Genomic DNA, 22,289 nt, shown 5'->3' on the forward strand with positions numbered 1-22,289 from the left:
GCACGCGAATCCCGGGTTACCATCCGCCGGTCAAACGCGGGTGTAGCTCAATGGTAGAGCTGTAGCTTCCCAAGCTACTGACGAGGGTTCGATTCCCTTCACCCGCTCCATTCCCGTAGCCTCATCGATCCCCGAGTTTCCAACGACCACATGGCGGATCTGATCATCTTGGGATGGCGGGAGCGAGTGGCGTTGCCGCAGTTGGGCATCGGCATGCTCAAGGCAAAGCTCGACACCGGCGCGCGCAGCAGTTCGCTGCATGTGGACACGCTAGACGCGTTTCAGCGCACCGGCGATACCTGGCTGCGTTTCACCCTGCATGTGGGACGACGGCAGCCGGTGCAGATCAGCTGCGAGGCGCTCGCGCTGGACCGGCGCACGGTGACCGATACCGGTGGACGGCGCACTGAACGCTGGTTCATCCGCACAGCGGTGGAACTGGCGGGACAGCGCTTCGACATCGACGTCAACCTCACCGACCGCCGTCACATGCTGTTTCCGATGCTGCTGGGCCGCAGTGCGCTGATCGGGCGCGTGGCGGTGGACCCGGCCATCTCCTATACGCAACCGCGACCATCGCCGATGATGGCCACATCCTGGATGCCGGACTGCCCATGAAAATTGCGATCCTGTCGCGCAACACCCGACTGTATTCGACCAAGCGCCTGGTTGAGGCCGCGCGGGTGCGCGGACACGTGGTGCGGGTATTCGATCCGCTGCGCTGCTATGTGCGCATCGCGCCGGGCGCGTCGTCGATCCGTTTCAAGGGCAAGGAAATACGTGACATCGATGCAGTGATTCCGCGTATCGGCACCAGCAGCACGTTCTACGGAACGGCTGTTTTGCGCCAGCTGGAAATGATGGGCGTGTACACCCCGAACCCGTCCGATGCCGTGCTGCGCGCGCGCGACAAACTGCGTTGTCTGCAGATTCTTGCCGCGCAGGGCATCGACATGCCGGTGACCGTGTTCGGCGACAACCCGGACGACACCAATGACGTGCTGGCCCTGCTTGGCGATCCGCCGCATGTGATCAAGTTGAATGAAGGCAGCCAGGGCACCGGCGTGGTGCTGGCCGAGAAGCGCGCCGCTTCACAAAGCGTGATCGAGGCGTTTCGGGGCCTCTATGCGAACTTCCTGGTGCAGGAATTTGTGGCCGAGGCCAAGGGCAGCGACCTGCGTTGTTTCGTGGTGGGCGACAAGGTGGTGGCTGCCATGCAGCGCGATTCCAGCCCCGGTGAATTCCGCGCCAACCTGCACCGTGGCGGCAGCGCCAAGGCAGCCACCCTGAGCGCGGAAGAGGAACGGATTGCGGTGGCCGCTGCCGGTGCGCTGGGTCTGGGCGTTGCCGGTGTCGACCTGTTGCGCTCCAATCGCGGCCCGCTGCTGCTGGAAGTGAATGCCTCGCCGGGTCTGGAAGGTATCGAAGCATCCACCGGTGTCGACGTGGCCGGCGCGATCATGGAGTTGCTGGAAGCCCATCACAGCACGACCCGCACCGAAAATCGGCCCCGGCGCAAGCCGGCGAAACCTTGAAGTTGCCCCGGCGACACGGCCACCGGCCTGCGTTGACGCCGGGTTAACTTGCACATAACCTGCCGCCCCCTATAAAGCCCGAACTGTTTTTTGCGGCAGCATGGCCAGCGTGGTCTGGTGGCGGCAGAGGATGGTATCGGGGCAACACCTTGGGCCCGGATGGACGACGCCATGTCGCCTGTCCGGGCCTTTTTATGGCTTGCGGAAAGCGGCTGGCCCGATTTCCTGGTCCACCGCTGTGCCGCGTTCATGCAAGCTTGTTAAGCTGGCGCCTCCAGTCGGCCCGTGCGCCGGCTGTGCAGGAGTGACACATGCGCGTTCTGGTGATTGAAGACAATAGCGATATCGCGACCAACATCGGCGATTATCTGGAAGACCGGGGTAACGTGGTCGATTTCGCGGGCGACGGGGTGACCGGCCTGCATCTTGCGGTGGTACACGATTTCGACGTGATCGTGCTGGATCTCACGCTGCCGGGCATGGATGGCCTGGAGGTGGCGCGCAAGCTGCGTCACGAGGCGCACAAGCAAACCCCGATCCTGATGCTGACGGCGCGCGATGCGCTGGAGCAGAAGTTGACCGGCTTCGAGTCTGGCGCGGACGATTACATGACCAAGCCGTTCGCCCTGCAAGAGCTGGCGGCGCGTCTGGAAGTGCTGGCGCGCCGTGGCAAGGGTCCGCAGAGCCGCGTGTTGAAAGTGGCCGATCTCACCTTCAACCTCGATACGCTGACGGTTAACCGCGAAGGCAAGTCGATCCAGCTGAACCCGATTGGTCTGAAGCTGCTGCAGGCGTTGATGGAATCCAGCCCGTCGGTGGTCACCCGGCAGGATCTGGAGCAGAAGGTGTGGGGTGAGGAGCTGCCCGACAGCGACAGCTTGCGCGTGCATATCCACGGTCTGCGCGCGGCAATCGACAAACCGTTCGAGAAGCCGCTGATCCACACCCGTCATGGCATTGGCTATCGCATGGTCGAGCCCGATGCAATCCAAGCCTGATGCAGTCAAGGCGTAAACTTCGCTTTCGATTGGTGGTTTCCTTCGCGCTGTTCGGCTTCGGTCTCAGTGCGTTGTTTGCCGTGGCTGCGTTGAACATCCGTTCGCGAGTGGAAGATCAGCTGGTCAACGCCAGCCTGCTCGACGACGCGAAGTACGCCAACCACTTCGCCCAGGAGCATCCGGACGCGGCCGGCCCGGGCTCGCAATTGATCACCGGTATGACCAAGAGCGACCGCACCCTGTACAAGGCGCCGTTGGCTTGGCAGAACCTGGCCAACGCCAATGGCGTGCACGACATCATCGAGCAGGACGAGGAAGGCAATCGGCGCCACTACAAGTTGGCGGTCTATCGCGAGAATCACATCATCAGCTTCGTTCGCTACGACGTCACGCGCGAGGAGCTGGGCAAACAGCAACTGCTGATCAGTGTGATCGGTGCGGTGTTCTTGTTCGGCCTGTTGTCGCTGGTACTGGGCATGTGGCTGTCGCGCAAGGTGCTCAAGCCGGTCAGCGAGCTGGCCCATCGGCTGCGTGATTTTCGCAAGGCCGGCAAGGCCGAGCCGCTGGCGCCGCACTTCGCCGATGACGAAGTCGGCGAACTGGCGCATGCGCTGGACGAGTACTCCGAACGCCTCACCGCGATGGTTGAACGCGATCGCGAATTCAATTCCGATGTCAGCCATGAACTACGCACACCGTTGGCGGTGATCGCCAGTACCACCGAACTGTTGCAGGGTTCGCCGGATCTCACCGACAAGCTGAGCGAGCGGTTGAAGCGGATCGAACGTGCCTCGCGCCAGGCCACCGAACTGATCGAGGCGCTGCTGCTGCTGTCACGTGCCGAGCGACGCGGCCCGACCCGCGGCGAGACCACCGACGTGGGCAAGGTTGCCGCGGACGTGATCGAAAGCCAGCGCCCGCAGGTACGCGGCAAACCGCTGACCATTGAGCTTGCCACCGTCGAACCGGTCAACGTGAATGCGCCGGCCTCGGTGCTGTCGGTGGCGTTGACCAACCTGATCGGCAACGCGATCAAGTACACGCTCGAAGGCAGTGTGCAGGTGGTGGTGGCCAACGGCAGGATTGAAGTCATCGACACCGGCCCGGGGATCAAGGCCGAAGACGCGGAACGCCTGTTCCAGCGCGGCGTGCGTGGCGAGGGCGCCGGCGGCAGTGGTGCCGGGCTGGGCTTGGCCATTGTGCGCCGGTTGTGCGAACTCTACGCCTGGGACGTCTCGATGCGTCCGCGCAGCGATACCAATGGCGCGATCGCCAGCATCAAGTTCAGCTGATGCACGAATGGATATAGTTGCGCAGCCTGTACGCGATGCGCTTCGTCATGTGACGAAAAGCATCGCGCACAGGCTGCGCTCCTGCAGCTTGCTTACACCTGCTCCAGCCAGCCCCACTTGTCATGCGTGCGGCCGTCGAACAGGCCGAAGAAGCGTTCCTGCAGCAGGCGGGTGACGCGACCGGCGGTGCCGTTGCCGATCTGCTTGCCGTCGACCGAGCGGATCGGGGTGACTTCAGCGGCAGTGCCGCACATCAGGATCTCGTCGGCGAGGTAGAGATACTCGCGCGGCAGATCGCGTTCGACCACTTCGATACCTTCCTCGCGAGCCAGCGTTTTCAGGGTGTCGCGAGTGATGCCGGCGAGAATCGAGGCGCTGGCCGGCGTGGTGTGCAACACGCCGTCGAACACCAGGAACAGGTTTTCGCCCGCGCCTTCGCTGAGCAGCCCGCTGGAAGCCAGTGCAATGCCTTCGCCGAAACCGAGGCGGCGTGCTTCACGCGCAATCAGCTGGCCGGAGAGATAGTTGCCGCCGGCCTTGGCGCCGGCCGGAATGGTGTTCGGCGCAAATCGCTGCCAGCTCGACACGCACGCGGTGATGCCGTTCTCCAGCGCCTCTGGTCCCAGATACGGACCCATTGGCCAGGCCGCCACGGCCACGTCGATCGGGGTTTCCGCAGACAGGCCGAAACCGCCCAGGCCACGATACGCCACCGGGCGCAGATAGGCGGCGCCCAGACCGTTCTTCTTGATCACGGCGCGGCAGGCAGCGGCCAGGTCGTCGACGGAATACGGCAGCACCATGTCGTAGATGCGTGCGGACTGGTACAGGCGATTCAGGTGATCGGTGAGGCGGAAAATCGCGGCGCCATCGGGTGTGGCGTAGCTGCGAATGCCTTCGAACACGGACGAGCCGTAATGCAGCGCGTGGGACATCACGTGGGTGGTCGCCTCGGCCCACGGCTTGATCTCGCCGTTCTGCCAGATCCAATCGGGGTATTGCTGGGCCATGTCGCTTCTCCTGTGGGGACCGCCCATGATAACCGCTGCAGGGCGGCCGCACGTCAAGGCGTGCGTTTCAGGCGGCCAATCTTGCACCGCGTTTCGGGCATCAGTTGGTGCTGCGCAACCACAGGCAGCCGGCCTGGTGGACGATGTCGAAGCGGAGCTCACGCGGACCACCGTTGCCGTCGTTGTCGACCACGTGCAGCACCAGTTGGTCGTCGGTCGGCGGCGCCGTGCTGAGCGGCATGGATGCTGGATCATCAGGGTCAGCCGCCTGGGTCGGGCTGCTGACATCCAGCAGTGGCTGCTTCATCACCTGCGCCAGCGAGCGGATGTCGGCAATGGCGGCGCCGCGACCATAACCTTCCCACAGCATCATGCCCGCCAGGCGGTTGGCGTCGCGGCTGGCAAATGCCTCGATGACGGCCTGGCGCAGGACCTCGAAGCTGTGAGCACACAGCATGGGGGGTGTGACAGAGTTCGCCACCGCTGGCGTCGACGAAGCGCCCGGCGCCACCGGTGTGGCCTGCAATGCCATACAGGGCTGATCGGTGAAGACCGCCTGACCATTGGCGCCAATGCAGCGATGGATCGGTGTCTGTGCCGCGGCAGGCGCAACACAGGCAAGTGCGATCAGACACAGCAGCAACAGGGCGACCAGGCGGTACATCTCGCCAGCATAGCCGGCCTGCGACTCAGAAAAGTTGCTGCAGTACCGCCTGCGTCGCGCGGGCCCGGTTCAACGTATAGAAATGCAGGCCGGGTGCACCGCCGTCGAGTAGCCGCCGGCATAGCTGTGCGACCACTTCGGCACCCAGTGCGCGCACCGCGTCGGCGTCATCGCCATGGGCTTGCATGCGCTTGCCGATCCAGCGCGGGATTTCGGCGCCGCACATTTCGGAGAAGCGCCGCAGCTGGCTGAAGTTGGTGATCGGCATGATGCCCGGCACGATCGGCACGTCGACCCCCAGCTTGCGTACGTCGTCGACGAAGCGGAAGTAGGCATCGGGGTTGAAAAAGTACTGGGTAATCGCGCCGTGCGCACCGGCGTCGACCTTGGCCTTGAAATGCTGCAGGTCGCGCAGCGCATCGTCGGCCTGCGGATGGGTTTCCGGATAAGCCGCCACTTCGATGTGGAAATGGTCACCGTACTGTTCGCGAATGAAGCTCACCAATTCGGCGGCGTAACGGAAGTCGCCAGCCGTGGCCATGCCCGAGGGCATGTCGCCGCGTAGCGCCACCAGCCGTCGGTAGCCGGCAGCACGATAGCCTTCCAGCAGATCGCGGATCTCGGCCTTGGTGCCGCCCATGCACGACAGATGCGGCGCCACCGGCAGGCCGTGTTTTGCATGCAGCCGCGCCACGGTGTCGCCGGTGTAGCTCAAGGTGGAGCCGCCGGCACCGAAGGTGACGGACGCGTAGTCCGGCTGATAGGCCTTCAATACCTGCACGGCGCGGTCCAGTTGTGCACGCTGTTCATCGGTCTTGGGCGGAAAGAACTCGAAGCTGATCGGAGGCATGAAACGGAGTCCACTGGAGGGTGCGGGCGAGTATATATCTTTATGTCGCGATGAAGCGATAGATGTGAGGCAGTGTGGCAACCGACGGTCCCACAAAAAGTTTCGAGGCGCGCTTTCGCGGGCTGAAAAAAAACAGGGCGCATCGCTGCGCCCTGTCGGTGTTGCTGAAAAGCTGGATCGACGCAGGATGACGTCCCGCGTTCCCCGCGCGACTCAGTAGCGGTAATGATCCGGCTTGTACGGGCCTTCTTTCGACACACCCAGATAGTCAGCCTGTGCATCGGTCAACGTGGTCAACTTCACGCCGATCTTTTCCAGATGCAGACGCGCCACTTCTTCGTCCAGCTTCTTCGGCAGGATGTAGACCTTGTTCTCGTAGCTGTCCTTGTTCGCCCACAGGTCGATCTGCGCCAGCGTCTGGTTGGCGAACGAATTGGACATCACGAAGCTCGGGTGGCCGGTGGCACAGCCCAGGTTGACCAGCCGGCCTTCGGCCAGCAGGAAGATCGCGCGGCCGTCCTTGAACGTGTACTTGTCCACCTGCGGCTTGATGTTGAGCTTGGTCACGCCGTCCATCGCGTTCAGCGCATCGACCTGGATCTCGTTGTCGAAGTGGCCGATGTTGCAGACGATGGCCTGATCCTTCATCGACTTCAGGTGCTCAAGTGTCAGCACATCCTTGTTGCCGGTGGTGGTGACGTAGATGTCACCACGGCCCAGGGTGCTCTCGACGGTGTTGACCTCGAAGCCTTCCATCGACGCCTGCAGTGCGTTGATCGGATCGATCTCGGTGACCACCACGCGCGAACCGTAGGCACGCAGCGAGGCAGCACAGCCCTTGCCCACGTCGCCGTAGCCGCAGACCACCGCGACCTTGCCGGCCAGCATCACGTCCATTGCGCGCTTCAGGCCATCGGCCAGCGACTCGCGGCAGCCGTACAGATTGTCGAACTTGCTCTTGGTGACCGAATCGTTGACGTTGATCGCGGGGATCAGCAGCGACTTTGCTTCGGCCAACTGGTACAGGCGGTGCACGCCGGTGGTGGTCTCTTCGGAGACGCCCTTCCAGTCCTTGACCACGGTGTGCCAGTAACCCGGACGCTCCTTGTGCACGCGCTTCAACAGGTTCTTGATCACCTGTTCCTCGTGCGAGGAAGCTTTTTCATCGACCCACTTGCTGCCGTTCTCCAGCTCGTAGCCCTTGTGGATCAGCAGCGTGACGTCGCCGCCATCATCGACCACCAGCTGCGGGCCGAGATAACCGCCCTTGCCGTCGGGGAAGGACAGCGCGTCGAGCGTGCAATCCCAATACTCTTCCAGCGTCTCGCCCTTCCACGCGAACACCGGGGTGCCAGTCGCTGCAATGGCAGCGGCGGCGTGGTCCTGGGTCGAGAAGATATTGCACGAGGCCCAGCGCACGTCGGCACCGATGTCCTTCAGCGTTTCGATCAGCACCGCGGTCTGGATCGTCATGTGCAGCGAGCCGGTGACGCGCACGTTCTTCAGCGGCTGCGCGGTGGCGTGCTTGCGACGGATCGACATCAGGCCCGGCATCTCGTGCTCGGCGATGTCCAGTTCCTTGCGGCCATAGTCGGCCAGCGAGATGTCGCGGATCTTGTAGTCCTGGGTGTTTTCTTTCAGTGCAGCATTCATCGGAATCTCCGGTTAGTGCGAGGCTCTCGTGAAGAGTCCGGCCATGGATGGCTGGTTTTTCTTCGCGAAGGGATTCGCGTCAAAACAACCGGGCGCCGTTGTGGAACGTGCCGCACCGAGCCTGGCTGTCCATCGTGAATAGTCCGCAGGTCTACGTGCGGGCATGGCGAAATGGATTCGCCGTCACGGTGAACAGTCGCAGCGCCCCTCGGCGGGCAGTACAAAGCATGCATTGTAGCGGGAGAAATGTGCTTATGCCGCATGGTTGGGTGCCTGTCGCGCCGGGATTGGTTAGGCTGGGGACTTGACCTGCCGTGGAGTAGCTGGATGGAACAAAGTCGCGAATCCGAATTTTTGCCTCCGGACGGCCCGCTGCGCGAAGACGTCAGCCGGCTTGGCACGATGGTCGGCCAGATGCTGGCCGAGCAGGGCGGCGAGGCCTTTTTCGAGCGCGTCGAACAGGTGAGAACGGCGGCCATTCATCGTCGCCGCGAAGGTGCGTCCGTGGATGAACTGGGCGACTCGCTGGCCGGTCTCGACGCCGCCCATGCCGAGGCGCTGGCGCGTGCTTTCGCCACGTATTTCCAGGCAGTCAACACCGCTGAGCGTGTCCACCGCATCCGCCGACGGCGCGATTACCAACGTGAGGGCAGCGCACCGCAGCCCGAGTCGTTGCTCGCCGTACTGGGGCAGTTGAAGGCTGAAGGCGTCAGTGCCGACGAATTGGTGGGCTGGTTGGATCGGCTATGGATCGAACCGGTGTTCACCGCGCATCCCACCGAAGCGGTACGTCGCTCGCTGCTGGAAAAAGAACAGGCGATCGTGCGCTCGCTGGTCGACGGCTTCGACCCCCAGCGGACACCCGAGGAGCGGCGCGAGGATGACCAGCGCATCTATGTGGCGCTGTCCTCCGGCTGGCAAACCGCCGAGGCCTCACCGGTGCGCCCCAGCGTGCAGGACGAGCGCGAGCATGTGGATTTCTACCTCACCAATCCGCTGTACCGGATCGTGCCGGCGCTGTACGAATCGCTGGCCCAGGCGTTGCAGGAAACCTGGGGCCTGGCGATCAAGCTGCCGCAGCTGCTGCGCTTCGCCAGCTGGGTTGGTGGCGACATGGACGGCAACCCCAACGTAGGCGCCGATACCATTGCCGACTGCCTGGATTCACAGCGCACGATGGTGATCGAGCGCTATCGCGAAGACGTGGCTGTGTTGGCGCGAGCCCTCAGTCAGACCGAAGGTCGCGTCACGGTCAGCAACGCACTGCTCGCACGGGTGGCGGACTACCGAGAGCGCTTTCCCGCTGCTGCCGCACAAATCCGCCCCCGGCACGCCGACATGCCGTATCGCTGTCTGTTGCAGCTGATCGGTGCACGGCTGACCTTGAGCCAGGACAATCAACCCGGTGGCTACGCGTCCAGCCAACAGTTGCTCGACGATCTGCAACTGATCGCGGACAGTTTGCTGCAGCATCACGGAGTTCACGCTGGCGCCTATTTGACCGAGCGGTTGCTGTGCCGCGTGCGCAGCTTCGGCTTCCATCTGGCCCGACTTGATGTGCGGCAGGATTCGCGCGTGCATGACGATGCGCTGGCCGCACTGCTCGGTGATCCCGACTGGGTGGGTCGTGATCCCGTCGAGCGCGCCGATCGTCTGCGTCCCTACGCCAGCGGCGAAGCCACCTTCGCCGATTGCAGCGACGAGAGTGCCGTGTCATTGCAGGCTGTGTTCACCACCTTGCGTGACAGCCGTGGTAGCTACGGTGTGGATGCCACCGGGTTGTACATCATCAGCATGGCGCGCACCGCTGCCGACGTGCTGGCCGTGCTGGCACTGGCGCGACGTGGCGGGCTGCTCGACCAGGGCCGCGATGTACCACTCAACATCGCGCCGTTGTTCGAAACCGTCGACGACCTCAAGAACGCGCCGGCCACGCTGCGTGCACTGCTCGACGATCCGGTTTACCGTCGCCACCTCGCCGCGCGCGATGACCAGCAGTGGGTGATGCTGGGTTATTCCGACAGTGGCAAGGACGGTGGCACGCTGGCCTCGCGCTGGGGCTTGCAGCGCGCCCAGGTGGAATTGCTGGACGTGGCGAACGAATCCGGCATTCATCTGGCCTTCTTCCATGGTCGCGGTGGCTCGGCCAGCCGCGGCGGCGCGCGCATCACTCCGGCCCTGATGTCCTCGCCGCGCGGCGCCGTGGCCGGTGTGCTGCGGGTGACCGAGCAGGGCGAAGTGATCCATCGCAAGTACGGCATCCGCGCGCTGGCGCTGCGCAACCTGGAGCAGACCGTGGGCGCGGTGTTGCGCGCGTCCTTGCGTCCGCGCGAAAGCGAACCGCGCGAAGAGCGTTGGCGCGAACAGATGGATGTGCTGTCCACCGCCAGCCGCAAGACCTACCGGGCCTTCGTCGAACGCGAAGGCTTCGTTGACTACTTCCGCACCGCCACGCCGGTCGACGTGATCGAGAAGATGACCTTGGGCTCACGTCCGGCCAGCCGGCGCAGCATGCGTGGCGTACAGGACTTGCGCGCAATTCCGTGGGTGTTCGCCTGGACCCAGTGCCGATCCATTCTGCCTGGCTGGTATGGCCTGGGCAGCGCGCTGGAGCAGGGCGCGAAGCAATTCGGCGAGGCGGTGCTGGTGGAGATGGCGCGTGACTGGTTGTTCTTCGCCAACCTGCTCGACGACGTGGAGATGGTACTGGCCAAATGCGACCTTGATATCGCCGAGGCATTCTCGAAATTGTCCGGTCCGCTGCACGATGAGTTCTTCGGACTGATCCGCGACGAATTCGCCCGCACCCGCCACTGGTTGTTGCGTGTGAAAGGCAGCGACGCGTTATTGCAGGACGCTCCACGGCTGGCTGCCTCGATCCGTCTGCGCAATCCCTATGTCGATCCGATGAGCCTGTTGCAAGTGGACTTGTTGCAGCGTTGGCGCGCCGGTGGTGGTGAAGACGATGCCGTCCTGCAGGCGCTGGTCGCCTGCGTCAACGGCGTATCGCAGGGGTTGCAGAACACCGGTTGATTCAATCGGAACATTCGCTCACCGCTCACGGTTACTGCCCTCGTAGGAGCCCGCTCGCGGGCGATGCCTTTGCTTCTGCCACGCGGAGCATCGCTCGCGAGCGGGCTCCTACCGCTTCGGTGATCCGTACGACTCCGGACGCCACTGTCCGCCTGCGAACGGGTTTGGCAGCGGGCTCTCAGGCTGTTTCCTTGTAGAACAAGTCTTTGCCCGCATGGCACGGGCCTTGCTCTGACGCTCTCATGGATATCGCCAACCCGCTCGCCGCCCAGCGCAAACGCCGTCGCAAGCAACTCGCCATCGCTGTCGGCGTAGTGCTGCTCGCCGGACTCGTCATCGGCGCGGTCAACCTTGGTCCGGCCCTGCCCACGGTGGAACGGTCCAGCGCCTGGATCGATACGGTGAAGCAGGGTGACATGCTGCGCGAAGTACGTGCGCCGGGTACTCTGGTACCGCGCGACATCCACTGGCTGGCGGCACAGACGAGTGCCCAGGTGACCAAGATCGAAGTCTGGCCCGGCACCCATGTCGAAGCCGATACCGTGTTGATGCGGCTGGCCAGTCCGCAGGTCGACGGTGATCTGCGCAACGCACAGGCGCAGGTTGCTGCCGCCGAGGCGCAGGTCGCCGCCAAGCAGGCCGCGCTGCAGTCGCAACTGCTGGATGAACGTTCCTCGCTGGCACAGGCGCAGGCTGACTACGCCTCGGCGAAAGTGAAAAGCGATGCCGATGCTAAGGCGATGGCGCAGAACCTGATCCCGCGCGTGCAGTACGAGCAGGAACTGATCGCGCTGAAACAGTTGCAGCACCGTGCCGACGTGGAACAGGAGCGGGTGAAGACCTTCGGTACCGGTATCGCCGCCCAGATGGCAGCCGTGCGTGCCGAACTGCAGTTGCAACAGAGCAACCTGCTCTTGCGGCAGCGCCAGTCCGATGCACTGGAAGTGCGCGCCGGTATTGCCGGCACGCTGCAGCAGGTTGCGGTGCAGGAAGGTCAGCAAGTAGCTGCCGGCGCCGACCTCGCACGCGTCGCGCGCGGTGACGTGCTGATCGCGCGGCTGCGCGTGCCGGAAGTGCAGGCCAAGGATGTAGCGCTGGGCATGCGCGCCCAGGTGAACACCTATAACGGCATGATCGACGGTACGGTTACCCGCATCGATCCGGCGGTGGTCGATGGCAGCGTGCAGGTGGATGTAACGCCGGGCGGTGCGCTGCCCGCCGGCGCGCGCCCGGATCTGTCGGTGGATGGTCGCATCCGCATCGCCGAACTCAAGCAGGTGCTGTCGGTGGGTCGTCCGGCGCAGGTCGAGGCGAACAGCGAGGTCAGCCTGTTCCGGCTCGATGCCGCAGGTACCGCTGCCACCCGCGTCAAGCTGCGCGTGGGCGCCACCTCGGTCGATCGCATACAAATAATGAAAGGCTTGCAGCCGGGCGACCGAATCATCCTTTCCGATACCAGCCAATGGGACAAATATGACCGCATACGCCTGCGCTGAACCCGTAGGGCAGGCACTGCCCGCCGGCTCTTCCTGCTGTTGCGGCACCACCCGGCAAGAGTGGCGGGCACTACCCATCCTGCAGGAACGGCGTCAATCCAACCATCGACATTGCAGACCTTTCCGAACCAGGACCAACCCATGAACGACAGCAGCAAAGTCATCACCCTCGGTGGCATCCGCAAGGTCTTCCAGGCCGACGAAGTGGAAACGCATGCGCTGAGCGACGTACATCTGGACGTCCGTTTGGGCGAATACGTTTCCATCTCCGGGCCTTCCGGCTGTGGCAAGAGCACGCTGTTGTCGATCCTCGGCCTGCTCGATACCGCGAGTTCCGGCAGCTATGTGTTGAACGGTCATAACGTTGCCGGCATGAACGCCGCCGAGCGCGCGCGCATTCGCAACGCGGAGATCGGTTTCATCTTCCAGGCCTTCAACCTGATCGGCGACCTCAGCGTGCAGGAAAACGTCGAGCTGCCACTGACCTACCGCAGTGGCATCAGTGCCGCCGAACGACGCGAGCGGGTGCAGGAGGCACTGGAGCGGGTCGGCATGGCGCATCGCATGCGGCACTATCCGGCGCAGCTTTCCGGTGGTCAGCAGCAGCGCGTGGCAGTGGCGCGTGCGCTGGTGGGCAAGCCGGCGATCCTGCTCGCCGATGAACCGACCGGCAACCTCGACTCGCGCAATGGCGAGGCGGTAATGGCCCTGCTGGACGAATTGCACAAGGGTGGTGCGACCATCTGCATGGTCACCCATGACAGTCGTTACGCGGAACTGGCGCAACGCAAGATCCGCATGTTCGATGGCCGCGTGGTGGATGAGGAAACCTTCGATCGGCTACGCCGCGAAGACGAACTGCGCATCGACGCGTTGATCGGCCAGCGCGTGGAAGTCGTCGCGTGAAGGTGTGGTTGAGCGAAGTTTTGCGCGCCTGGCGCGCCAGCCTGCTACGGCCGGGATTCCTGTTGTTGGCGGTCGGCGTGCTGGCGTTGGGCGTGGGCTCGACCAGTGCCGTGTTTACCTTGATCAACGGCATCTTGTTGCAGCCGCTGCCGTATGCCGAGCCGCATCAGCTGGTTGTTCCTGGTCAACTGCAGCAGGGTCAGGTGCAGGCGGTGTCGCCTCAGCAATACCAGCAGCTGACGGATCTGCCCGGGATCGGTTCGCTGGGTCTGTTCAAGGATGGGCAAAGCGCGACGAATATTGCGGGCACGGGTGAGCCGGTGCAGGTGCCGGCGCTGGAAATCGACCGTGGTCTGTTGCCCACGCTGCGCGTGCAACTTGCGCTGGGACGCAACTTCACCGCGCACGAAGATCAGCCGCATGGGCCGCCTGCGGTGATCCTGTATCACGACTTCTGGCTGCACCACTTTGGCGGCAATGCCGCGGTGGTCGGGCAGACCATGCAGGTGGAAGGTCTGGCGCATGTGATCGTCGGTGTGCTGCCGGCAGGCTTCGATCTGGGGCAGGCATCGATCGCATTGCCCACCGCGTTCTCTGCGCGTTCGCGTGATGACGGCACCAATTACACCGCGGTGGCGCGGCTGTCGCCAGGCGTTTCGCGCGAGGCCTTGAGTGCGCAGGTGGACACGCGTCTGCGTGCCTTCTACGCCGCGCAAGGCAGTCACGCCTATGGCGGTGACTACTGGCACAACGCGCACTTTGGCGCGCAGGACTTCGGAACGGTTCAACATGCGGACCAGCATGCAACCTCACTCATGTGGCTCTCTTGTGCCGCGCTGTTGCTGGTGATCGCGCTGGTCAACCTGACCAATCTGATGATGCTGCGCGCGATCGGGCGCAGCCATGATGCTGCCGTGCGCGGTGCGCTGGGTGCGCCGCATTGGCGGGTAGCGTTACCGTCGATGGCCGAGGGTGTGCTGATCGGACTCGGCGGTTTGCTGCTGGGGCAGGGGCTGGCCGCGCTGGGTCTGCTGGCGTTGCGTACATGGATGCCACTCGACGGGATGGCGGTGGAATGGATGCGTCCCGGCGGCCTGAGTCTGGGACGTGAGGCGTGGACGCTGGCTGCCGGCATCGGCTTGTTCGGTGCCTTGATCGCCACGCTGCTGGGGCTGTGGCGCGGCCGCGCGGCGTTGTCGATTGACAGCCTGCGTGAAGGTGGGCGCAGCGGATTGAGTCGGCGCAGCGGAATACTTGGCAAGATTCTGGTGATCGCGCAGGTGGCGCTGGCTTCGTTGCTGCTCTGCGCAACCGGCGTGTTCCTGCACAGCCGGCTCGCCGCCGACCGCGTTGATCTCGGCTTCGATGCGCGCAACGTGCTCACCTTCGAGCTGGCGCCGGTCAAGGCGATCTATCCCGATGCTGCCGCGGTACGGCAGTTGACCCAGCGACTGGGTGATCGCCTGAAACAGATTCCGGGTGTGCTGCAGGCCGAGGCGGGGACCAACCTGCCGGCCGGTGACTTCAGCGGCCAATGGAATACCGGCGGCCTGCATGTGCTCGGTGGCGAGAATTTCAATGCACAGTTTCGCGGTATCGATCCCGCTTTTTTCGAGGTCTTTGGCATCCATCTGCGGCAGGGTCGGTTGTTCGACCATACCGATGTACATGGCGGCGAAGCGGTCGCCATCGTCAATCAGAAATTTGCCGCCATGTATTACGGCGGCCATGCCCTGGGCCAGATGATCCAGCAAGGTTCTGGCGCCGACATGCTGTCGGCACGCATCGTCGGCGTGGTCGCCAATACCTATCAGTTCGGTCCGGAAGATCCGGATTCGGTGTTGCCGATCCTCTACCTGCCGCTGACCCAAGTGTCGGACGACGACCTGCGTGCATTCCGCTCGTATGAGCCGATGCGTTTTGCGCTCAAGGTGCATGGTCAGCCCGACAACTACCGTGCAGCGGTCCAGCGGGCGGTGAGCGAAGTGGCGCCCGAACAGCCGATCAGCCACGTGCAAAGCATGGCCTATGTCGTGCGCAACACCACCACCGATACGGAGTTCGACCTGATGCTGGTCGGCTTGTTCAGTGCTCTGGCCCTGCTGCTCGCTGGCATGGGCATGTACGCGGTGATGGCCGTGGCGGTGGCCTTGCGTGAGCGCGAGCTAGGCGTGCGCGCCGCCCTGGGTGCATCGCCACGTGGCTTGTGGCTGCTGGTGTTGCGCGTGGGTCTGCTGCAGATCGTGTTTGGACTGCTGGCCGGACTCGTACTGGGTGCGGCCGGAGCGCGCGTGCTGCGTGCGGTCGTCGTGCAACTGGGTCGCAGCGTATTCGATCCATGGTCCATCGCTGCATCCTGCGCCGTGCTTTTGTTTGCCGGTCTGCTGGCCTGCTTGATCCCGGCGCTGCGCGCCGGTCGCACCCATCCCATGCGCGCGTTGCGCGGAGAATGACCATGATCGTGCGTGAATTCCGTAGTGCGTGGCGACGCCTGCTGGCCCGGCCGGGTTACACCGGCTTGTCGATCGGCATGTTGGGTCTGGGGCTGGGCGTGCTGTTGTTCCTTTTCAGCCTGATCGACACCCTGGTGTTGCAACCGCTGCCGTTTCCACAGGCTGACCGCCTGCTGGCCATCGGCGAGGTGCATGACAACGGCAGTGGCATCGGCGATGTCGACAGCAGCCAGTACCTCGATCTGCATGCCCGTTTGCAGGGACTGAATGAGGATGGCGCCTACGCGGCGGTCGGCATTGGCATGGACCACGGTCATGGCACCGGCTTTTACATCGGCACGGTATGGACGTCGTCGATGATGGATCTGCTGGGCGTCAAGCCGCTGCTGGGTCGCGGCTTTGGCGCGGCGGACGATGTGCCCGATGCCGCCCCGGTGATGCTGATCGGCGAAAGCTTGTGGCGGCACGAGTTTGATGCCGACCCTGCGGTGATCGGGCGTGCCGTGCGGGTCAATGGTGAATGGGCAACGGTCGTCGGCGTGCTGCCGGCAGCGATCGGGTTTCCGGGTGTCAGCCAGATATGGATGCCGCTGCAACCGCGCACGGGGCAGCACGACGAGGTGTACATGGTCGGGCGGCTCAAGCCCGATGTCAGTCTGGCCCAGGCACGTTCGCAACTGGGCGCACTGGATGCCCAGCTGCGGCAGCAATCGAAGTCGTGGCAGATGCAGCAGCCACTGACGGCCAAGCCGCTGTCGGTCAGCTTTGCGCCCGAAGACATGCTGCGCTGGGTCTGGCTGATGTTCGCGGCCGCGTCGCTGGTGTTGTTGCTGGCGTGCGTCAACGTGGCCAACCTGCAACTGGTGCAGACCTTGAGCCGGCGTCGCGAGCTGGCCTTGCGCAGTGCACTGGGCAGCAGCCGTGCACGGTTGATGCTTGGGGTATTGACCGAAAGCCTGCTGCTGGGCGTGCTGTCCCTGGCAGTGGCGTTGCCGATCGTCTACTTCGGCAACCGCTGGATCATTTCCGCGTACATGGCCGCTGACCGGCAACCGCCCGGGTTCCAGCATTTCGGCATCAGCGGCGGGGTGCTGGTCTTCGCCATTCTCGTGGCATTTCTCACCACCGCGCTGGCCGGATTGATACCGGCCTGGCGCGCCTCCCACGCGGACATGCAGGATGCCTTGCGCGAAGGCAGCAGGGGTTCGGGCGGTGCGTTCGCGCGTATCGCCAAGGGGCTGGTGGTCATGGAAATCGTGCTGACCGTGGTGTTGCTGGTCGGTGCCGGCACCTTCGTGCGCTCGCTGGGTCAGCTGTTGGCGGTGCCGCCGGCCGGGGCTGCCGACGCCAGCCATGTGCTGACCGCCGAAGTGGCACTACCACCGAAGGCGTATGCCAGGGACGTCGAGCGCATTCGCTTCTTCAGCAGCTTGGCCGAGCGCTTGCGGGCAGACCCGGCGGTACTGGACGCCACGGTGGCCAATGCCGTTCCCGGCGCGCGGCTTGGCAGTCACGAGATGATCGGCGTAAAGGGTCGCTCACGTCCGTCTGGTGGCTGGACGGAGGCGCAGATGGGTATCGTCGATGGACACTTCCTCGATACCTATGGCGTGCACCTGCTGGCCGGCCGGTTCTTCGATACACGGGATCGTGCTGACAGCCAGCAGGTCACCGTCATTGATCGCAAAACCGCCATTGCACTGTGGCCCGGTCAGGATGCGGTGGGTCAGTCGCTGGTGCTCTATCCGGAGCAGCCATGGTCGGTCACGGTCACTGTGGTCGGTGTGATCGAGCCATTGCAGCTCGATACCGAGATGGAGCGCTCGGTGCCGGGATTTCTGGTGCCGCTGCAGCAGTCGCAAGGCATGTCGCCGTTGGCGGCGGTTGGACTGGCGGTGCGCACGCGCGCGGATGCCTATGCTTACGGGCCACGCCTCACGGCGCTGGTGCGCAGCGTGGATGCGCAGGCGGCCGTGCACTATGTCCGCAGCCAGTCGCACCTGATGGCTTCCGGGCGCATCGGTCTGCTGGTGCTGACCCAGGTGTTCAGCGCGCTGGGGCTGGTGGCGCTGATGCTTGCGGCCGCCGGACTGTATGGCGTGCTGGCCTTCTCGGTGGCGCAGCGCACGCGGGAGTTCGGCATTCGCCGGGCGATTGGTGCCGGCAGCGCGGCTATCGTGCGCGAGGTCGGACGGCAACTCCTGTGGCAGCTGGGACTGGGTTTGGGCGTCGGCCTGCTGCTGGCGTGGCCGTGGTCCGGGCTGTTGGCCGATCCTGGCTTGCACACGCAGGCGCATGACATGCGCGTGTTTGTTCCGGTGCTGCTGATGGTGGTGCTGGTCGCGGTGGTCGCATCGCTGGTGCCGGTGGCGCGTGCGCTGCGGGTCGCCCCAGCCGTCGCCTTGCGCTGCGAGTAGGCGAGCGCTGGCGGGCCAAGCTGTTGCGAAGCTCGCATGCCGATTTCCGCGAGAAGAGCATCGCCCGCCGGCCGGCTCCTACAATGTGGCGGCTGCATCCATGACGGGACACTCCTGAGCTGTGAAGTGTTTCCCACGGTGCTGCTGGTTGATGATCAGGCGGCCGTGCGCGAGACATTGCGCCTGCTGCCGAGGTCCGGGGGAATCCCGGCACGGGCGTGGATGGCCCCGTTGATGCGCTGGAGACTGCGTGGAAACAGGCGTTTGTTCTTCCATCGCGCGCTGCGCGCCCAGCCGCGCGTCGCGATGCCCTGCAAATGAGTTTGCGTTGCCCTTTTTCTGACACAAGGAGTTCTGTCATGCCCAAGTTTCCCAAGACCTATCTGGGCGTCTACGCCACGGTGCTTACCGGTGCGTTTGCGGTGTTGATACTGAGCGGAGCGCGCTCGCCGATGAACGCAAAATTCGACACCATCGACGTGCAGCGCATCAATGTGCGGGAACCCGATGGCACCTTGCGCATGGTGATCTCAGATCATGCAGCGTTTCCCGGGTTGATCCTGCACGGCAAGGAATATGCCCATGAGCGCACACAGGCCGGCATGCTGTTTTTCAACGACGAGGGTAGCGAGCAGGGTGGGCTGATCTTCGCTGGCAGCAAGTCGGTGGACGGCAAGGTCAGCAGCGGTCTCAGTCTCACGTTTGATCGCTACGATCAGGATCAGCAATTGCAGCTGATCGGTCTGGACCGGAACGGTCGCACGCTGGCCGGCATGCAGGTGAACGATGTGCCGGATCGACCGATCATGCAAGACATGGACGAGCAGGCCAAACTGGACGCCATGCCTGCGAAGGAGCGCGACGCATTGATGGCCGCGCGCGATAGCAGGCAATACTACGGTGCACCACGCTACTACGCCGGCAAATCGCTGAGCAACAACTCGGTGGTGATGCTCAACGATGCGAACGGCAAGCCCCGACTGCAGCTGCTGGTCACGCCCGAAGGTAAAGCCGAGATCCGGTTTCTCGATGCCAAAGGCGAGTCGCAGCGCGTGTTGACGGCGGACGATCTGGCGGACGGCAAAGCCGCAAAGCGGTAAGTCGATGCGTTACATTTCCCAGGCTTCCGGCGAGCTCGTGGTGCAGCTCAAGTCGGAAGTCTGGTGAGCGGCAGTCAATCATTCTGGAGTTCAAGGCGTGGTCAGTCAGTCCCATCCCACCGTGTTGCTGGTCGATGATCAGGCCGATGTGCGCGAGGCGCTGCGGCTGCTGCTGAAGTCCGAAGGCATCGCCAGTATCGGCGTGGATGGCCCCGCAGCGGCACAGGAGGTTGTTGGAAAGTGCGATTTCAGCTGTGCATTGATCGACCTTAATTACACCCGCGATACCACGTCGGGCGATGAAGGTCTGGCGCTGCTGGATCAATTGCGCCAGCACGCGCCGGAATTGCCGGTGGTGGTGATGACGGCGTGGGGCAACGTGCCGCTGGTGGTGGATGCGCTGCGCCGCGGTGCCGGCGACTTCATCGAGAAGCCGTGGGACAACGCACGCGTGCTCAGCATCGTGCGCAATCAGATGGCGCTGGGCGAGAGCGCGCGACGGCAGCGACGGCTGGAAGCAGAGAATGCCTTGCTGCGTGGTGGTGGCGAGATGCTCATCGCCGAGTCCGCGGCGATGCGTCGGGTGATGGATCTGGTTGCTCGCGTCGCCCCCAGTGACGCGAACGTGCTGGTGCTGGGCGAAAACGGCACCGGCAAGGGTGTGATCGCACAGGCGCTGCACGCGCAGTCGCGACGCGCCGGCAAAGCACTGGTCAAGGTCAACATGGGCGGTATCGCCGAGAACGTGTTCGAGTCGGAAATGTTCGGTCATGTGCGCGGCGCGTATACCGATGCCAAGAGCGAGCGCATCGGCCGTTACGAGCTGGCCGATGGCGGCACCTTGTTTCTCGACGAAGTGGGCAACGTGCCGATTTCGCAGCAGCCGAAATTGTTGCGTGTACTGGAAGATGGCGAGTTTGAGCGGCTCGGTTCGTCGCGCACGCAGAGCGCCGATGTGCGACTGGTTTCGGCGACCAATGCCGATCTCGCCGTCGAAGTCGAAGCGGGGCGCTTCCGCAAGGATCTGCTGTATCGACTCAACACGCTGGAGATCCGACTGCCGCCGCTGCGCGAGCGTGCGGCCGACATCCTGCCGTTGGCACGCCGTTTTCTGGAGCGCAGTGGCGCACGCTACGGCCGTCATGGTTTGCGTCTGGCGTCGTCGGCCGAACGCGCGTTGCTGGCCTGGCGTTGGCCGGGAAATGTTCGTGAACTCGGTCACTTGATGGAGCGCGCAGCACTGCTGGCCGAGCAGGATCTGATCAGCGATTCGGCGCTGGCCTTCGGCCCCGGTCCGACGGGCGCCACCGCGATCGCAGCCTCAACGGAACTCGATGACATGACCATCGACCAGGCCGAGGCGCATCTGGTGCGACGTGCGCTGGAGCGCCATGACGGCAATCTGCAGCATGCCGCCGATGCGCTGGGGATTACCCGCCAGACGCTGTATCGGCGGATGGAAAAACACGACTTGCGCGATCCGTCGAGTGCCGATGACATCTGAGCCCGCCAGTACCCCACCCCGACGACGGTCACGCATGCCGGCGTTCGAGCGGCGAGTGCTATTCGGTGGCTGGCTGGTGGCACTGCCGGCGCTGGTGGCCTTGCTGATCGTGTTGTTCGCCGGCAAGCCACCGGTCGAGCTGTGCTGGGCCATCCTCATTATCGTACTGTCGCTCTCCGCGCTGCTCACACGGTGGCAGCACCGGCGCGTGGTGTATCCGCTGTACACGCTGAGCGGTCTGCTCGAAGCGCTGCGCGAAGGCGACTACAGCCTGCGCGGTGTGCGCGGCGGCGTGCTGGGCGACGTGATCTACGACATCAACGCGCTGGCTGACCGGCTGCAACATGAGCGCCTGCAATCAGAGGATTCCGCGCGCCTGCTCGGCAAGACCCTGTCGGCACTGGACAGCGCGGTGTTCGTGTTCGACAGCGACGCTCGCCTGCGCCTGCTCAATCCGGCCGCGCAGCGCCTGCTGACCGGGGAACGCCATGCGCTGATCGGTCAGCGAGCGGACGAACTGGGGCTGGATGTGCTGCTGGCTGCGCCGTCAGGGCAAGTCATTCGACAGGTGTTTCCAGGCCGCAGCGGACGCTTCGAGATTCGCCACGCGCCGCTGCGCAACGAAGGCCGCAACGGCCAGTTGCTGGTCATCAACGATGTCGGCCGCGCGCTACGTGAAGAAGAACGCCAGGCTTGGCAGCGTCTGCTGCGCGTGCTTGGCCACGAGGTCAACAATTCGCTGGCATCGATCCACTCCCTGGCGGGCACGCTGGCGACGCTGGTGGTGCGTGAACCGTTGCCGGAGGACTGGCAAGAGGATGCACGTGGCGGTTTGCAGGTGATCAGCCATCGTGCCGAAGCGTTGGCGCGCTTTCTCACCGGTTACAGCAAGCTTGCCGCGCTGCCGCCGCCGCAGAAACGACTGATTGATCTGGCCGAACGCATTGGTGCGGTGGCGCGGCTGGAACAGCGCCTTGCGGTGCAGGTCGAGCACGGGCCGGCGTTGCCGGTACAGGCTGATCCGGACCAGATCGAACAGGCCCTGATCAACTTGCTGCGTAATGCGGTGGAGGCCAGCTTGCCGGTGGGTGGCCAGGTGCTCGTGCGCTGGCGCGTCGAAGGTGAGCGCGCCGTGGTGGAAATTCTCGACGACGGCCACGGTCTGCCCGGCAGCGACAACCTGTTCGTACCGTTCTTCACCACCAAGCCCGGTGGTTCGGGCATCGGTCTGGCACTGGTGCGGCAGATCGCCGAGGCGCACGAAGGCGGGGTCAGTCTGAGTCCGCGCGAGGATGGCCTCGGCGTGGTGGCTCAATTTTGGTTACCGCGCGAGTCCGCTGCCGCGTTGGCGTCGTAGGAGCCCGCTGGCGGGCGTTGC

Annotated in this window: 16 protein-coding genes, 1 tRNA gene and 1 riboswitch; of the genes, 13 read left to right on the plus strand and 4 right to left on the minus strand. The window is 64.1% G+C overall.

The genetic code is table 11. The features are described 5' to 3' along the window. Nucleotides 1–36: 36 nt before the first annotated feature. The 5 genes from PY254_RS05405 to PY254_RS05425 all read left to right on the plus strand — a co-directional run bounded on the left by PY254_RS05405 (nt 37) and on the right by PY254_RS05425 (nt 3,825). Nucleotides 37–110 (plus strand) — tRNA-Gly (locus PY254_RS05405). A gap of 40 nt (nt 111–150) precedes the next feature. Continuing rightward, nucleotides 151–618, plus strand: coding sequence for an ATP-dependent zinc protease family protein (locus PY254_RS05410; RefSeq protein ID WP_281014456.1), 468 nt, complete (start codon nt 151–153; stop codon nt 616–618). Further along, complete coding sequence (gene rimK / locus PY254_RS05415; protein ID WP_281014457.1) at nt 615–1,535, plus strand: 30S ribosomal protein S6--L-glutamate ligase; 921 nt, start codon at nt 615–617, stop codon at nt 1,533–1,535. The genes PY254_RS05410 and rimK overlap by 4 nt, the downstream gene beginning before the upstream one ends. A 311-nt stretch (nt 1,536–1,846) precedes the next feature. After that, nucleotides 1,847–2,533 carry a response regulator transcription factor gene (locus PY254_RS05420; protein ID WP_281014458.1) on the plus strand — a complete coding sequence of 229 codons (687 nt, stop codon included), beginning with the start codon at nt 1,847–1,849 and terminating at the stop codon, nt 2,531–2,533. Next, nucleotides 2,533–3,825 carry a sensor histidine kinase gene (locus PY254_RS05425; protein WP_281014459.1) on the plus strand — a complete coding sequence of 431 codons (1,293 nt, stop codon included), beginning with the start codon at nt 2,533–2,535 and terminating at the stop codon, nt 3,823–3,825. The genes PY254_RS05420 and PY254_RS05425 overlap by 1 nt, the downstream gene beginning before the upstream one ends. A 92-nt stretch (nt 3,826–3,917) precedes the next feature. On the opposite strand, the gene PY254_RS05430 is transcribed toward PY254_RS05425, so the two are convergent. The 4 genes from PY254_RS05430 to ahcY all read right to left on the minus strand — a co-directional run bounded on the left by PY254_RS05430 (nt 3,918) and on the right by ahcY (nt 8,002). Next, nucleotides 3,918–4,835, minus strand: coding sequence for a branched-chain amino acid transaminase (locus PY254_RS05430; RefSeq protein ID WP_281014460.1), 918 nt, complete (start codon nt 4,833–4,835; stop codon nt 3,918–3,920). Nucleotides 4,836–4,935: 100 nt separating this feature from the next. Then, on the minus strand, nt 4,936–5,499 hold the full coding sequence (locus PY254_RS05435) for a DUF4124 domain-containing protein (protein ID WP_281014461.1): 564 nt from the start codon (nt 5,497–5,499) through the stop codon (nt 4,936–4,938). 25 nt (nt 5,500–5,524) lie between these two features. After that, nucleotides 5,525–6,349 (minus strand): methylenetetrahydrofolate reductase [NAD(P)H], encoded by an 825-nt coding sequence (gene metF / locus PY254_RS05440; RefSeq protein WP_281014462.1) that lies wholly within the window; start codon nt 6,347–6,349, stop codon nt 5,525–5,527. Nucleotides 6,350–6,562: 213 nt separating this feature from the next. Further along, entirely contained in the window at nt 6,563–8,002 is a 1,440-nt protein-coding gene (gene ahcY, locus PY254_RS05445; protein ID WP_281014463.1) for an adenosylhomocysteinase, read from the minus strand. Nucleotides 8,003–8,085: 83 nt separating this feature from the next. Continuing rightward, nucleotides 8,086–8,218, minus strand: a riboswitch (S-adenosyl-L-homocysteine riboswitch). A 111-nt stretch (nt 8,219–8,329) separates the two neighbouring features. On the opposite strand from ahcY, the gene ppc reads away from it, so the two are divergent. The 8 genes from ppc to PY254_RS05485 all read left to right on the plus strand — a co-directional run bounded on the left by ppc (nt 8,330) and on the right by PY254_RS05485 (nt 22,268). After that, nucleotides 8,330–11,035 (plus strand): phosphoenolpyruvate carboxylase, encoded by a 2,706-nt coding sequence (gene ppc / locus PY254_RS05450; RefSeq protein ID WP_281014464.1) that lies wholly within the window; start codon nt 8,330–8,332, stop codon nt 11,033–11,035. Nucleotides 11,036–11,277: 242 nt separating this feature from the next. Further along, nucleotides 11,278–12,531 (plus strand): efflux RND transporter periplasmic adaptor subunit, encoded by a 1,254-nt coding sequence (locus PY254_RS05455; protein WP_281014465.1) that lies wholly within the window; start codon nt 11,278–11,280, stop codon nt 12,529–12,531. Between the two features lie 141 nt (nt 12,532–12,672). Next, a complete protein-coding gene (locus tag PY254_RS05460) occupies nt 12,673–13,437 on the plus strand; it encodes an ABC transporter ATP-binding protein (RefSeq protein ID WP_281014466.1) in 765 nt (254 codons plus the stop codon). Continuing rightward, nucleotides 13,434–15,890: an ABC transporter permease gene (locus PY254_RS05465; RefSeq protein WP_281014467.1), complete on the plus strand. Its 2,457-nt coding sequence runs from the start codon at nt 13,434–13,436 to the stop codon at nt 15,888–15,890. The genes PY254_RS05460 and PY254_RS05465 overlap by 4 nt, the downstream gene beginning before the upstream one ends. Nucleotides 15,891–15,892: 2 nt before the next feature. After that, nucleotides 15,893–18,307, plus strand: a complete 2,415-nt coding sequence (locus PY254_RS05470) for an ADOP family duplicated permease (protein ID WP_281014468.1) — start codon at nt 15,893–15,895, stop codon at nt 18,305–18,307. 359 nt (nt 18,308–18,666) lie between these two features. Next, nucleotides 18,667–19,407 (plus strand): hypothetical protein, encoded by a 741-nt coding sequence (locus tag PY254_RS05475; protein ID WP_281014469.1) that lies wholly within the window; start codon nt 18,667–18,669, stop codon nt 19,405–19,407. 97 nt (nt 19,408–19,504) lie between these two features. Beyond that, nucleotides 19,505–20,911: a sigma-54-dependent transcriptional regulator gene (locus PY254_RS05480; RefSeq protein ID WP_281014470.1), complete on the plus strand. Its 1,407-nt coding sequence runs from the start codon at nt 19,505–19,507 to the stop codon at nt 20,909–20,911. After that, a complete protein-coding gene (locus PY254_RS05485; protein ID WP_281014471.1) occupies nt 20,901–22,268 on the plus strand; it encodes a sensor histidine kinase in 1,368 nt (455 codons plus the stop codon). Before PY254_RS05480 ends, PY254_RS05485 begins: the two co-directional genes overlap by 11 nt. Nucleotides 22,269–22,289: the final 21 nt, after the last annotated feature.

Origin of the sequence: Rhodanobacter sp. AS-Z3, from assembly GCF_029224025.1 — a bacterium.
GTDB lineage: Bacteria > Pseudomonadota > Gammaproteobacteria > Xanthomonadales > Rhodanobacteraceae > Rhodanobacter.